This window comes from Mesorhizobium sp. M5C.F.Ca.IN.020.32.2.1, from assembly GCF_004023105.1.
In the GTDB taxonomy this organism is placed as follows: domain Bacteria; phylum Pseudomonadota; class Alphaproteobacteria; order Rhizobiales; family Rhizobiaceae; genus Mesorhizobium; species Mesorhizobium wenxiniae.
Genome location: NZ_RZSX01000069.1, coordinates 1 through 12,843 on the forward strand (window position 1 = coordinate 1; position 12,843 = coordinate 12,843).

14 protein-coding genes and 1 pseudogene are annotated in these 12,843 nt (G+C 59.0%); 7 read left to right on the top strand and 8 right to left on the bottom strand.

Annotated elements, in window-relative coordinates; translation table 11 throughout:
* A pseudogene (locus tag EOA86_RS05665) lies at positions 1-183 on the top strand (metal-dependent phosphohydrolase); the annotation flags it as partial.
* A gap of 48 nt (positions 184-231) precedes the next feature.
* On the opposite strand, the gene EOA86_RS05670 reads toward EOA86_RS05665, so the two are convergent.
* The gene (locus tag EOA86_RS05670; protein ID WP_128340946.1) at positions 232-642 is read right to left on the bottom strand and encodes a DUF427 domain-containing protein; all 411 of its coding nucleotides are present in this window, start codon (positions 640-642) and stop codon (positions 232-234) included.
* A 318-nt stretch (positions 643-960) separates the two neighbouring features.
* Here EOA86_RS05670 and EOA86_RS05675 point away from each other — a divergent pair, with 318 nt between their 5' ends.
* Complete coding sequence (locus EOA86_RS05675; protein ID WP_065007865.1) at positions 961-1,398, top strand: CBS domain-containing protein; 438 nt, start codon at positions 961-963, stop codon at positions 1,396-1,398.
* Positions 1,399-1,830: 432 nt separating this feature from the next.
* Here EOA86_RS05675 and EOA86_RS05680 read toward each other — a convergent pair whose 3' ends face one another.
* Positions 1,831-2,211, bottom strand: a complete 381-nt coding sequence (locus EOA86_RS05680; RefSeq protein WP_128340947.1) for a hypothetical protein — start codon at positions 2,209-2,211, stop codon at positions 1,831-1,833.
* 35 nt (positions 2,212-2,246) lie between these two features.
* Between EOA86_RS05680 and EOA86_RS05685 the strand changes: the two genes are divergently transcribed.
* Positions 2,247-2,807 (top strand): NAD(P)-dependent oxidoreductase, encoded by a 561-nt coding sequence (locus EOA86_RS05685; protein ID WP_164891577.1) that lies wholly within the window; start codon positions 2,247-2,249, stop codon positions 2,805-2,807.
* Positions 2,808-3,205: 398 nt separating this feature from the next.
* Positions 3,206-4,336 (top strand): site-2 protease family protein, encoded by a 1,131-nt coding sequence (locus tag EOA86_RS05690; protein ID WP_128340949.1) that lies wholly within the window; start codon positions 3,206-3,208, stop codon positions 4,334-4,336.
* Between the two features lie 160 nt (positions 4,337-4,496).
* Here the strand turns inward: EOA86_RS05690 and EOA86_RS05695 are convergent, their stop codons facing one another.
* Positions 4,497-5,153: a TerC family protein gene (locus EOA86_RS05695; protein ID WP_127209244.1), complete on the bottom strand. Its 657-nt coding sequence runs from the start codon at positions 5,151-5,153 to the stop codon at positions 4,497-4,499.
* A 397-nt stretch (positions 5,154-5,550) separates the two neighbouring features.
* On the opposite strand from EOA86_RS05695, the gene EOA86_RS05700 reads away from it, so the two are divergent.
* A complete protein-coding gene (locus EOA86_RS05700) occupies positions 5,551-6,660 on the top strand; it encodes an ionic transporter (RefSeq protein WP_245485665.1) in 1,110 nt (369 codons plus the stop codon).
* Between the two features lie 49 nt (positions 6,661-6,709).
* On the opposite strand, the gene phnE is transcribed toward EOA86_RS05700, so the two are convergent.
* The 3 genes from phnE to EOA86_RS05715 form a co-directional block, all read right to left on the bottom strand.
* Complete coding sequence (gene phnE, locus EOA86_RS05705) at positions 6,710-7,504, bottom strand: phosphonate ABC transporter, permease protein PhnE (RefSeq protein WP_128340950.1); 795 nt, start codon at positions 7,502-7,504, stop codon at positions 6,710-6,712.
* Positions 7,497-8,246 carry an ATP-binding cassette domain-containing protein gene (locus EOA86_RS05710; RefSeq protein WP_128340951.1) on the bottom strand — a complete coding sequence of 250 codons (750 nt, stop codon included), beginning with the start codon at positions 8,244-8,246 and terminating at the stop codon, positions 7,497-7,499. The genes phnE and EOA86_RS05710 overlap by 8 nt, the downstream gene beginning before the upstream one ends.
* A gap of 78 nt (positions 8,247-8,324) precedes the next feature.
* Entirely contained in the window at positions 8,325-9,185 is an 861-nt protein-coding gene (locus EOA86_RS05715; RefSeq protein ID WP_245497145.1) for a PhnD/SsuA/transferrin family substrate-binding protein, read from the bottom strand.
* Between the two features lie 116 nt (positions 9,186-9,301).
* Here EOA86_RS05715 and EOA86_RS05720 point away from each other — a divergent pair, with 116 nt between their 5' ends.
* Both EOA86_RS05720 and phnF read left to right on the top strand, forming a co-directional pair.
* On the top strand, positions 9,302-10,483 hold the full coding sequence (locus tag EOA86_RS05720; RefSeq protein WP_128340952.1) for an alpha-D-ribose 1-methylphosphonate 5-triphosphate diphosphatase: 1,182 nt from the start codon (positions 9,302-9,304) through the stop codon (positions 10,481-10,483).
* Positions 10,480-11,265: a phosphonate metabolism transcriptional regulator PhnF gene (gene phnF / locus EOA86_RS05725; RefSeq protein ID WP_128340953.1), complete on the top strand. Its 786-nt coding sequence runs from the start codon at positions 10,480-10,482 to the stop codon at positions 11,263-11,265. The genes EOA86_RS05720 and phnF overlap by 4 nt, the downstream gene beginning before the upstream one ends.
* Positions 11,266-11,373: 108 nt before the next feature.
* Here phnF and EOA86_RS05730 read toward each other — a convergent pair whose 3' ends face one another.
* Together EOA86_RS05730 and EOA86_RS05735 are read right to left on the bottom strand one after the other, a co-directional pair.
* Complete coding sequence (locus EOA86_RS05730) at positions 11,374-11,829, bottom strand: NUDIX domain-containing protein (protein WP_128340954.1); 456 nt, start codon at positions 11,827-11,829, stop codon at positions 11,374-11,376.
* A gap of 237 nt (positions 11,830-12,066) precedes the next feature.
* Entirely contained in the window at positions 12,067-12,798 is a 732-nt protein-coding gene (locus EOA86_RS05735) for a glycosyltransferase (RefSeq protein WP_065007945.1), read from the bottom strand.
* Positions 12,799-12,843 lie beyond the last annotated feature (45 nt).

The window sequence follows — 12,843 nt, forward strand, 5'->3', positions numbered from 1 at the left end:
ATGACACGCAGGTCGGACGAGGACAACCACGCTTTCGTGCGCAGAGCAGCATCCAACCCGTTGGCGCTGCCGGTCAAGCGCGCAGATCTCGCCGACAATCTGTGGCAGGCACGGCAGATTGGCGCGCCGACATCAAAGTATGAAGACGGTCTGCGGATCCTCGACCAAGAATTCTCCGAATGAGGAAAAGATTGCCGCCTTACCCGCCGATGTGGAAATTCAAGCGCCACTCTATTCGGGGAGGTGAGGCGTATGTCGCTTGTCCTCGGCAGGATCGGCATCGATCCGCGCCTTGTCGGGATCGAAGGCGCCATGGCGGGCGATGGCTGATGCCGGGGTGTCTGGCGTCTCGTAGGCCCACATGAAGTCATCAGCCGCTCCACCAACCGCATGAACCCGCCAGTAACTCGCCGTGCCCTTCAGCGGAGAGCGCTTTGTGGTGTTCGTCTTCTCCAGCAGGTCGAAATAGATATCCTCGAAAGGGATGTAGAAAATGGGATCGTGTCCATCTTCATGAAGCACTTTTGCACGCTCGGTCGAGGCAACAATCGCGTCGGAGAACCTGACCGTCACGGTTCCATTGAACGGGGTGATTGTAGGCGCGCCGGGGTGGCGGGCGGAATTTGCGGCTAAGGGCTGCATTCGACTTCTCCGTTGGCTGCGCTGTCTCTCACTGAAACGTAGCATCGCCCATCAGGGTTCCAGGTCGGCCAGGCGTTGGCGTCTCAACAAAATGCAATCGCTGCAATACGGCAATAGGCGCATTGGAGCGCGCAACCGTGGTGCGGCTTCGCGTCAAAGAGCTACCGCAAGCTTCCCGCAACGCAGGGTTTCTCAGCCCTCCCTGCTGAAACCCTGTGCGGGCAATCCACTTTCAAGGGAACGCTACCGCCGAAACTTCGTTCATCGGTCACCAATACCGTATCGGCGGCGGGGCTTCGCAAATGAAGGGAGATTGCCATGAAAGTCGGCAACTGCATGACGAGGAATGTCCAGGTCGCGAACCCCGAACAGTCCATTCGCGAAGTAGCGCAGATCATGGGCAAGCTTGACGCCGGAGTGATGCCCGTGGGCGACCACGACCGGCTGGTCGGGATGATCACCGATCGTGATATCGCGATCCGCGGCGTAGCATTGGGTATGGGACCTGACACCAAGGTGCGTGATGTCATGACCCCGGAGGTCAAATACTGCTTCGATGACGAAGACGTCGAGCATGTGCTTGAGAACATGGGCGACCTGCAGGTGCGTCGGCTTCCGGTTCTGAACCGCGAAAAGAGGCTCGTCGGGATCATCTCTCTTGGCGATCTCGCGACGAACGGCGAAGCGGCAGAAGCGGGAGATGCTTTAAGCGACATTTCGAAGCCGGGCGGCGAGCACTCGCAAACTGCTCACTGACGCGGCGACACGTTTAGCGCGAGGTCGACATATATCTTGTTCCGCGGAGCGTCGGCTAACGCTGGCGCCCCGCCCGGCGGGTCTTCGGCCAGGAACATCCATGGATGACGATCCGATTCCGAAGCAACGGGTCTTAGCGCCGAAAACCCGCAAGCGTCCGGCGTCCTGTGCAGCGTGAGCGTTACGAGGACGCATTCGAGCTCCGAGGAAAGTTGCCAGACTACTTCATTGACTCGACCTTCTACGGAGCCGCGATGCTCGCGGAACTCGGTCGCCTTGATGAGGCGCGACAATGGGCCGAGCGGGCTGGTGCAAGGCTTCCCCAGCACCCTGGAGGCGCATTGCACTTACCGCAGCCCGGCGGGCCAGCAGCATTTCGCAGATTCGTTGAGCACGGCCGGTGTGCTAGGATAGGCGGGAATATGGATCCGATCATTGCCTGTATTTTGGAGGTGCAAAGTGTCCGGCCAACCCATTACCGTCCTGATGGTCAATGGGTATCCTGACTACATCGACGCCGAAGTGTGGGCTGCTGAGCTGAAGAAACGTGTGCCGCAGCTGGAGTTCAGGCTTTGGCCAGACGTCGGGAACAAAGGTGACATAGATATAGCGCTGATCGACAAGGGCGCCAGTCCTGGCTTTTTCGACGCGATGACAGGACTGCGCGCGGTCGTCTATTTGGGGGCAGGTGTCGACGGTATTGATCTCCAAAGCTTTCCCAAGAGTGTTCCGCTCATTAGGCTCGCAACGCGTGAGCAGGCTTCGGAAGTGGTGCAGTACATCGTCCTTCGCGTTCTCTGCCAGCAACGGCATGTTGCGGAGTACCTGAGTCAGCAAGCCCGCAAGATTTGGAACCGATCGCGCCGCGGAAGGTCTCCGAGACAAGAATTGTTGTGCTGGGTGCGGGCCGGATCGGTGGATGGGCCGCAAAGCTGTTTGCGGACCTCGGCTACGACACTGCTGTCTGGTCTCGTCACCAGAAGACGCTTCCTGGCATACAGAGTTACTTTGGCCGTGCCCAGCTTGCGGACGCACTCACACTCCGGGATTACGTTATCTGTTCACTTCCCCTGACTGGTGACACTCGTGGGATACTGAACTCCAGTGCCTTTGGAAAAATGAAGCGAGGTGCCTACCTCGTGAATGTCGCCAGGGGCGCGCATGTCAAGGAAGCCGACCTGATCCGCGCTCTCGACGAAGATCAGCTTTCTGGTGCTTGCCTTGACGTGTTTCAGCGTGAACCGCTGGAGGCCTCATCGCCACTGTGGAATCATCCCAAGGTGACCATCACACCTCATGTCGCGAGCTTCTGGGTGGATTCTGGAATCGACCAGGCCGCCGATCTCTGCGGTCAAGTCGCAAGAGGAGAGCCCCTGTCCAACAAGATCGACCTCGAACTGGGTTACTGACTCGAGGTAAGGGCCTCACCCGAGGCGCGCAGAGCGGAGTGACCAGCCCCCACCGAGTGGTCCAGGGAGAATGTTAGTGTGGCCTTGGTGGTGCGCCAAAGGCAGCATGGCCGGCGGAGTCGGTTGGGCCCGCAAGCGGGCTTCCTAGCAGGTCGAAGTTCAAACGTCGAAGTTCAAACCATGACGGCGTTCAAACCATGACGGCGCAAGAAGTTCACCGGGATGTCGTGTCGTGATAAACTCTCCTTGCGACGGGACCGCGACACTAAGGCGGAGCATCTCGCGGCCGGGTGGGTCTTAGTCGCAGACGATGAGCTTGAGCGCCAGATGTTCTCGGATGATTGCAAGCGTCCTGCCAAAGCCTATGGTGAAGGTGGGGCCTCTCGGAGTGGACAGATTTGGGTTGGTCGCTGAACCTCGGGACGATCGCCGGCACCACCGTGCGCGTTCACTTTACCTTCCTGCTTCTGCTCGTCTGGATTTGGCTGACGCACTATCGGATTGGCGGCACGCCAGCGGCTTGGGAAGGCGTTGCCTTCATCATTGCCGTCTTTGCCTGCGTGGTCCTGCATGAGTTCGGTCACATCGCCGCCGCACGGTATTTCGGCATCGGCACGCCGGACATCACACTTTTCCCGATCGGCGGCGTGGCGAGGCTGGAACGCATGCCCGAAGAGCCGGGACAGGAGTTCGTGATCGCGGTCGCGGGGCCGCTGGTCAATGTCGCGATCGCCGCGCTGATCTTCGCCTTGCTCGGTGGGGCGGCGGGTGTCGAACAGATGGCCGGGATCGAGGATCCGCGCATGAATTTTCTCGCCAGGCTTGCCGGGGTCAATGTCTTCTTGGTCCTTTTCAACATGATCCCGGCCTTCCCGATGGACGGCGGCCGTATCCTGCGCGCGGCCCTCGCCGCCCGCCTTTCCTGGTCGCGCGCGACCCAGATCGCCGCCACGATCGGGCAAGGATTGGCCTTCGTCTTCGGTTTCGTTGGGCTGTTCTACAACCCGCTGCTGATCTTCATCGGCATCTTCGTCTATCTCGCCGCGGCAGCAGAAGCCCAGAACGCACAGATCCGCGAGGTTGCCACAAGCGTCCTGGTCGGCGACGTGATGATCACCGAGTTCGCCCGGCTGGAACGGTCGGCGACGCTCGACGAGGCAATCGAGATGCTGCTCGCGACCACGCAGCACGACTTCCCTGTCACCGATTCCGCCGGCCATCTTAAGGGATTGGTGACACGCAACGACATGATCCGGACATTGAAAGAAAAGGGGCCTGCTGAACCGGTCGCGAGCGCAATGCGGAGCGATATCCCGAAAATACATTACCGCAAAAGCCTCGAGGAAAGCCTGCGGCTCATGCAGCAGGCAGATGTGCCTGCTGTCGCCGTCGTGGACAATTCCGACCGGCTGGTCGGGCTCATGACACACGAAACCATAGGCGAGATGCTTATGGTCCGCTCGGCGGTTTCAGATGCCTTCCGATTTGGTCGTTTGCGTGGGAGCAACCCGCGACTCACACGGATCTGAGCAGGAGAATATTCTTTTTACCGCCTGATCGAGTGAGTGCGCTCTAAATGGTAAGGAAGCGAGCCGAGGCAGGATAATTGCGCCGACACGGGCCATTAGCCTTGCCTGGGAGCAGAACCGGCCGGAACGACGTCGTTCCGGCCGGCCCATCTTCTGTGTCTCAAGCGCCCGCGACGTGAGGCAGAAGTTCAAGCGCACCGCGATAGATCATGTCGCCAGCTACGTAGAGGATGACCACCAGGCCGACATAGGCAATCCAACGGTGCTTCTGAAGCAGATTGGCGATGAGGTTTGCAGCAATGCCCATCAGCGCGACGGAGAGGACAAGGCCGAAGATCAATACGTTCGGATGTTCGCGCGCGGCTCCCGCTACCGCCAAAACATTGTCGAGCGACATCGAGACGTCGGCGATGATGATCTGCCAGGTTGCCTGCGCCAGGGTCTTGCGCGGAGCTTTGCCAGCTATGATGCCGTCGTAGTCGACGTCACTTTCCGAAAGCGCTTCGATCGCCTGTGTTTCCTGCGCATGGTTTTGCCGGAGTTCGCGCCACATCTTCCAGCACACCCACAACAGCAATATACCGCCAGCCAACAGCAACCCGACGATCTGCAGGAGTTGAGTTGTCGCGGCCGCAAAGCCGATGCGCAGAACGGCGGCTGCGATTATACCAACGACGATTGCGTTTCTGCGCTGCTGTTTGGGTAGGCCGGCCGCGGCAAGGCCGATAACGATGGCGTTGTCACCGGCCAGCACCAGGTCGATCATGATGACCTGCAACAGAGCGGTCATTGCTTCAGGACTAAAAAATTCTGTCATACGGCACCCTTGCGTTCAGCTAGGGGTGACGCGGCTTGCGAGCATAACCGTAGAGCAACGCGGACACCGCGTATGACAAGAGAAATGCCGCTACAGCTGAAGAAATCTCAAAGCCAGGCCACCCGGATTGAATTCCAGTCCGACATCACAGTCCTGATGGACTGCCAGAGGGGCCCGGCCTGGTAGCACCTAGCTATTGCCGGAAACGCGAAAACTCAAGGCTTAATTGTAATTCGGGATGTGTGGCATCGACCCTCGGCAAGTTTCGTACGCCAAGTCGATCGGGCACGCGGCCATTGTACGGGCCGGCAGCCGCAAGTACACTGAGACCGTGGGCTTTGGTCAGTCTCTGTAATACTCGATCTGCGACCGTCGATGGCGATGAAGGAAATCCGTCTTGGCTGTTCATCGACGACCGATCGGCCAATATCTGTTCCCAATCGGCTCCTTGGGTCTGGCCGCACTGATTCATTTCGGCGCCGCGTCGATCGAGCATTCGCTGCTTTCGATCAAGATCCTGGCGATGATCGTGGTCGCTATCTTCATCTTCGCGACCGTGTTTGTGGTTTTGCATCATGCCGAAGCCGTCGCACGGCGGCTCGGTGAACCTTACGGCACGCTGCTTTTGACATTTTCGGTCACGGCCATCGAAGCATCGGTCATCGTTTCGATGATGCTGCATGGCGAGAACAACCCGACGCTGGCACGCGAGTCCGTGTTTTCAACGGTCATGATCGTGTGCGCTGGTGTTGTCGGGGTCTGCCTCACACTGGGTGGGCTGAAGCATCGATATCAGGACATCAAACGACAGGGCACCAACGCTTCCCTTGCCGTCATTATGGCGCTGACGGTTCTTACGCTGATCCTTCCAAACTACACGCTTGCAACAAGCCCCGGTACGTTCTCCGCATCGCAACTCGCTTTCGTGAGCGTTCTTTCAATCCTCCTCTATGGTGCCTTCGTCTTTGCCCAGATGGTACGCCATCGGGGTGATTTTATCGAGGATCTGACGTCCAGCGCGGAACATGAGGCGCATGTATCTGAGGGTGGGAACGTGGCCACAAACGTGCTCCTCCTATTTGTTGGACTGGCAGGGATCGTTCTTCTGACCGAGCAGGTGGCCGGCAGCATCGAGAATGGGCTCGAGTTTCTTCAAGTTACTCAGGCGGACGCAATCGTGGGCTTCTTCGTCGCTGCGCTGGTGCTTATGCCGGAGGCGGTGTCGGCGGTTCGGGCAGCGCTGAATAACGAACTGCAGCGAGGACTGAATGTCGCTCTCGGCTCTGCCTGCGCCACAATCGGCCTGACAATCCCGGCAATCGGTGCGGCGAGCCTGCTCACCGGACGGAGCCTGACTCTTGGTCTGGGCCCGGGGGATACCGTGCTTCTCATCCTCGCGCTTGCCATCAGCATCGTGAGCTTTGGGACGGGCCGAACAACGATGCTGACGGGGCTTGTTCATCTCGTCGTGTTTGTCGCCTATCTGTTCCTTATCTTCGTGCCGTAGAGCGCCGGGCCGTGTCGTGTCGATTTGCGCGCAAATGGCTAGCCTGCAATTACTGGACCTTCGAGCGCAAGCGATCCGTCACGAACTCCATCAACACCACGATGGTGAAGATCACGAGAATGATGGTCGAGGCATTCTTGTATTGGAAAAGATCGAACGCGACCTTCAGCTCCTGGCCGATGCCACCGGCTCCAACGAGGCCGAGAACAACAGACGAGCGCACTGCCTTTTCAAGCGCAAAGAGCGTGGTGTTTATCAGGGACGGCATAGCGTCGGGCAGAACTGCCCCGCAGAGGACAGAGAACCGACTGGCCCCGATTGCAAACAGCGCTTCCTGAGGTCTTTCGTCGGCATCCTCCATCGCCTCGGCGAAGAAGCGCCCGCAAAAACCGATCGTATCGACGACGATGGTCATGGTTCCAGCAACCGCCCCGAGACCAACGGCTGACACGAAAAGAAGTGCCCAGACCAAATCTGGAACGGTCCTAAACAATGAGACCAGGATTCTGGAGATATGCCGGAACGGGCCGAGCGGGGTTATGTCCTTGGCCGAGAGCCAGGCAAATGGCAAGCTGAGGACGACACCTATTGCTGTCCCCACGACCGCTATCTGAAACGTTTCGATCATGCGCCAGAAAACCCGCAGGAGGAACCCTGGCTCGACATTTGGGGGTATCATGCGGCCGACGAGCCGGGCCATGCGGGGCACTCCCCCTGCCAGCTGTTCCGGCGAAGGTGCGACCTGCCCGGCGGAAACGATCACGAGAGCGGCCAAAGCGACGGCAAAGCTGAAAGTGAGGGGCGAGATCGATGGAATCCGGCTCGGCGAAAGGCGGTCATGCATCGAAGACGTCTTTCAAATCAGCGCGGGTGACATGCGCCGTCGGCCGGTCGAAGAAGACCTTGCCCGCCTTGAGCGCTATCAAGCGATCGGAGTAGTCGAGAGCATGTTCCATGTCGTGCGTGGTGTAGACCAAGGTGATCGCTTGTTCCTGGGTGAGCTCGGAGAAAACTCGCATCACATCATGTCCAGCCGCAGGATCGAGACTTGCCGCCGGTTCGTCTGCTATCAAAAGCTTCGGACGCCGGATCAACGCACGGGCAATCGCCACCCGCTGCGCCTGCCCTCCAGAAAGCGCGTCGGCGCGGGCGCCTGCCTTGCCGAGAAGCCGCACGTCGGCGAGCGCCTGCATTGCTTCCTCGCGCCAGTGTTGCTTTGCGATGGAATGGTGCCAGCCGCGCCAGCCGCCGGGCAGCCCGAGCTTGCCCTGCAAAACGTTTGTAAGAACGGATTGGCGGCTAACCAGTCCGTGATGCTGGAAGACAAATCCGATCTGCCTGCGTATGCGCCGCAGCTGGGCGACGGACGGCGCCGAGCGGAAGCTCTCGCCGAGGGTGACGACCTCGCCACCGCTCGACGGTAAAAGACCGATGAGGCATTTGAGCAGGGTGGATTTTCCAGCACCGTTCGAGCCAATCAGGGCAACCCGTTCGCGCGATGCTATGTTGAGGCCAATACTGGAGAAAACAACCTTTCCGTTCGCATAGCTCTTCGCAAGATCGTGCGCGGCAATGATTGCTGTCATAGTGACCTCTTGGCCCAGACGGGACTACGAAATAGACCGGCGGTTAACCGCCGGCCTTTGCGATGAAAGGAGCAAGCCTCAGTTTACGAAGTCGGTGAGGGTCTCGATTCCGATCGTGCGGTACATCGAGCGGACATAGTCGTAGTCCGAGTCCCTGACATCAGTCAGAAAGAAACCGCCCTTGAATTTCTGGTTGTCCTCGCCTGTCAGGATCGCTTTCATCAGCTCGTTGCCATTCTTCGCAAAGGCATCGCGGACCTTGACGAACACGTCGTCTGAAATGTCCTTACGGGCGACAAGAATGTCGTTCGGCAGATCGCGGCCCCGTGCGATTACCGAGAAGGCAGTGTCGGGGAACGCTTCCCGGACCGAGTTCAGATAACCGAAATTCAAGCCGATAGCGGCGATGTCGCCGCGGATGAGAGCCTCAGCCGCGATATTGCGCGATATGATCACTGGCTCGTAATCGGTGGCATATTTCAGGTTGAAATCGGCCAGCGCCTGCGCGGGGCCGAGGTGCTGGGAGGTCGAGCCTACCGAGCCGAATGCAATCTTCTTGCCCTTCAAGTCTTCAATCGAGCGGATCGGTCCATTCGCCAGTACGGCGATTTGAGCGAAATAATCGGGGCGCTGCCAGGCAACAACAATCTTCGGCTGGCTTAATTCCTTCATGACCACGTATTCAGCAGGACCGGTCAGGACGAGATCGACCTGCCCGGAATTCATGGCCTCGACGGCGGTGGTCCGCGAGCTGACCGGAAACAGCTCGATATCCAGGCCGGTCGCCTCTTCAAGAGCGGTCTGGAAAGCGCCGAATTCCTGCTGAAGAGCCTCCAGTCCCTCCATGTCGGTTACCGCGAATTTCACCGGCTCCGCAAAAGCTGGAAGAGCGGAGGCAAGCGTCAGCGCGAGTGCGGTTGCGATGGTGCGGATCATCATTTTTCCTTTGCTGTATAGACAGGAAACTGTTACCCGCTAATCCGTATACGCAGCAGATGACGTGTTCGTGACATTTCGTCGGCGCCACCGGCAGGCTTTGCTTTTAGAGGGATACAGTGAACTGGCACATCCAGGGTGGTCGCATCCTTACCGACCGGGGACTTGAAACCGCGGACCTGAGCATTGCCGGCGGGATACTGTCAGAGATCCAAGCGGCCCATGCGTCCATAATCGATGCCGATGGTCTGCTCGTGCTTCCGGGGATCGTCGATATCCACGGCGACGGCTTCGAGCGGCAAATCATGCCGCGGCCGGGTGTCCGCTTCGACACGGCGCTGGCGTTGAAAGATACGGACCGCCAGCTTGTCGCCAATGGAGTAACCACAGCCTTTCACGGCGTCACGGTGTCATGGGAGCCCGGACTTCGCTCGCTCGAAGCCGCCAAGCAACTGATCGGCGCGCTCTGCGATCTCCGCGATACTCTTAGCTGCGATACGCGTGTGCATCTGCGCTGGGAGACCTTCGCGCTTGATCAGATGGCGCAGGTCATACAATGGCTCTCTCTTTGGCCGCGACCGATCATTGCTCTCAACGACCATACGACCGGGTCGGTATTGAACGGCACGATCGCCCGCAAGATCGGCCAGATGGCGGAACGGTCCGGCTTGAGCCGTGAGCAGTATATGGCGTTGCTCGATCAGATTTGGTCCCGCCGAGCCGACGTAGCGATCGCGATCGGGAAGCTGGCCGCGACTGCACGGGCCAATGGCAATGTGCTTCTTGCCCATGACGAAGCGTCTCCCGAAGAACGTATGTATTTCCGCGGTCTCGGTGCAAAGGCTTCGGAATTTCCACTGACGCTCGAAACGGCGAAAGCCGCGCGGCAAATGGGCGAGGATGTGATCCTCGGCGCGCCCAATGTCGTGCGCGGCGGCAGCCATAATGGAGCGCTGAATGCCACCGAGGCCATCAGAGCCGGGCTCTGCACGGTGCTGACCAGTGACTACCACTATCCCTCGCCTTTGCATGCGGCCTTCAGGCTGTCTTCTCCGGGGGCCAGCGATTTCCCCATGATCTGGAATCTGGTCTCGGCAAATCCGGCCCGGGTAGCCGGCCTTGACGATCGCGGATTGCTTGTTGCCGGCCGCCGAGCGGATCTGATCCTCGTCGATGCCGGCGATCCGGAGCATCCGCGTGTGGTGGCCAACATGGTTCACGGACAAATTGTCTATTCCTCTGGACTCTCGCGCGTAAACCGACGGTCGGCACACCGATCGCCGGTGAATAAGGCTTCATGAACCAGAATACGAAAATCCCAACACCACACGAGCGCAGCGTCAATCGTCTCCTAGCCTTTGACGGGCTGGTCTTTCGGCCACGCAGCGATTCGCCGATCTGGCAGCAGATCTACGATCACATCTTAGATCTGATCGAGAGCGGCTGTCTTCCGCCGGGCAGCCAACTTCCCGGAGAAACGCATCTGGCGGAGAAACTCGCGGTCACCCGCATTACACTTCGCCGGGCGCTGCAGCAGTTACAGCATGAGGGCCACCTCACCGCTCGCAAGGGCGTCGGTATCTTCGTGCGAAACCTACCCTCGACATTCACGGTTCGCGACGGACAGCGCTTTCTCGACAATTTCGAAGCTCATGGCCAGAAAATCGGCACCAAGACGCTGCTGATCGTCCGGGAACCAGCAGAACCGGCCGCGGCGGAGCGGTTGCGTCTCGCACCTGATGCCACCATTATCCGGCTGTGCCGGATCAGAACGTCCGATAAGCAGCCGGTTTACGTCAATACCAAGGTCTTTCCAGCCAATCTCTTTCCTGATTTCGAGCAGACGTACGACGTGCGTCAGTCGGTGACCGATGTTTTCCGCGCGCATGGCATCGAGAATTACCGGCGGGCCGAGACGCGCATCAGTGGCGGCTTTGCGTCCCCTGATGAAGCCGGAATCCTGCGGCTGACACCCGGAACACCAGTATTCCGCATCAATGCCGTCAACGAGGACCGCAACGGCATACCAATGGAATGGACCCGCGGCTGCTGGCCGCTGACGTCTGTCGAGTTCGTGTTCTGATCCTGGCGCGATGGCGCGCTCAACATGCTCTTCGCCTCAGCCCATGGTTCCTGGGGCGTAGCGATCAGCACGACCAGTTCATGATGTCGGTCGGCCATTGGGTCGGCTTTAGACGGACCCCACAAGCCGGTCGAGAAAAGGCCGCTGGCCAATAAGCATCTTTTCCCGGGCCATCTCGAGGCCGAACCACCCTGCGCGATCGATCTCCGGAAAGAATTGCATGCGGCCGCTGCGCGGTGGCCATTCCATCTCGAACATGTTGCTCCGCAAAGTGCCGGCGTCGAAATCGCCTTCGACGCCGAAGGCTGTAATAAGCTTGCCGCCGCGCTGGCGCAGTTCCCCCAACGCAAGCAGTGCTCCATCGAGCTCCCAGCCGGTTTCCTCCACGAATTCACGACGTGCCGCAGCTTCCGGCTGTTCGTCATCACCATACTCGCCCTTTGCAATCGACCATGCGCCAAGATCGCGGCTTTGCCAGAACGGCCCGCCCGGATGAACAAGCAACACCTGCAGTTCGTTGCTCGATCTGCGGTAAGGCAGGATGCCCGCACTTCTTTTCGCCATGGCCTCAAGCCTCTGCCATGCAGCATGCCGCAACAACGACAAAGCAGTTGCCGGCTTGGCGTAGCAGACGCTTGTGCCAACGCCGCGCGATGGAAAGCACGTCGCCAAAAATGGCTGTACGACAACCCGCTCGGTTCGATTTGGACCAGGCACGCCTAGTGTTCACCGATCTGCACGAACCGCGCGCTGCCGGCGATCTCGACGAAACGTCCAATATTGTCGGGCCGGTTGGATTAGCTACCGGCTCGCCGAGCGCGAAAGAGAAGCTTCCGTTTGTTCGGCATTACTCAAGAATTCGTCGCGTTCGGCTATCCACAGATCCGCATAGTCGACATTCTGCCACTCGGCAAACCACGGACCACCGCTTGTATAGTGGACCGCCTTAGGTGTGCCATGCGTCGGCTTTTCGTTCCAACCTTCAAGCCAGTTCCACTCTACTGGCAGCGAGCCCAGGTCCTCATCGGCGACCCACTGCATTCGATGGAGGTAGGCACCACTTTCGCGGTTCACGACCTCTGGCGTAAGCGATTTAACTGAAGGGTGCGCGCAGTTGAACAGCATCAGCGAGGACCAGTTTTTTCGTGGGTAGGATGTCTGGACCACGCCGTCCATCTTGGTAGTGGCCTTCGGCGTATAATCATGCTGGACGCAATAGACCGCCTTGTTCGACTTCGTGTATTCCAGCAAACCTGCGACGTCACCGAGCCACAGGAAGTCGCAATCGCAGAACAAAGCCCAACCCGTGTAGTCGGCGAGAAAAGGCGTGAGAAACCGCGTGTAGGTGAACTCTGTTGACGCGAGTGGATCTTTTTCCCTCCAATACAGTCCACGGGCACGCAGTTCGTCCTGTTTGATTGGAATGACGGAGACAGGCACCGAAGCGTTTTTAAGCAAAGAGTGCCGTGCTACGTCGTAGGCGATCGGCTCGCGGCTGTCCCATCCAACGAATACCCTAAACGCATCAGTCATATTCAGTACCTTGGCTCCAATTTCAAAACGGCCATACACTAACTG

Excerpts from the sequence above, each read along its gene's own strand:
- EOA86_RS05670 (WP_128340946.1), bottom strand. The coding sequence starts at position 642 with ATGCAGCCCTTAGCCGCAAATTCCGCCCGCCACCCCGGCGCGCCTACA.
- EOA86_RS05675 (WP_065007865.1), top strand. The coding sequence starts at position 961 with ATGAAAGTCGGCAACTGCATGACGAGGAATGTCCAGGTCGCGAACCCC.
- EOA86_RS05680 (WP_128340947.1), bottom strand. The coding sequence starts at position 2,211 with ATGCCGTTGCTGGCAGAGAACGCGAAGGACGATGTACTGCACCACTTC.
- EOA86_RS05695 (WP_127209244.1), bottom strand. The coding sequence starts at position 5,153 with ATGACAGAATTTTTTAGTCCTGAAGCAATGACCGCTCTGTTGCAGGTC.
- phnE (WP_128340950.1), bottom strand. The coding sequence starts at position 7,504 with ATGCATGACCGCCTTTCGCCGAGCCGGATTCCATCGATCTCGCCCCTC.
- EOA86_RS05710 (WP_128340951.1), bottom strand. The coding sequence starts at position 8,246 with ATGACAGCAATCATTGCCGCGCACGATCTTGCGAAGAGCTATGCGAAC.
- EOA86_RS05715 (WP_245497145.1), bottom strand. The coding sequence starts at position 9,185 with ATGATGATCCGCACCATCGCAACCGCACTCGCGCTGACGCTTGCCTCC.
- phnF (WP_128340953.1), top strand. The coding sequence starts at position 10,480 with ATGAACCAGAATACGAAAATCCCAACACCACACGAGCGCAGCGTCAAT.
- EOA86_RS05730 (WP_128340954.1), bottom strand. The coding sequence starts at position 11,829 with ATGGCGAAAAGAAGTGCGGGCATCCTGCCTTACCGCAGATCGAGCAAC.
- EOA86_RS05735 (WP_065007945.1), bottom strand. The coding sequence starts at position 12,798 with ATGACTGATGCGTTTAGGGTATTCGTTGGATGGGACAGCCGCGAGCCG.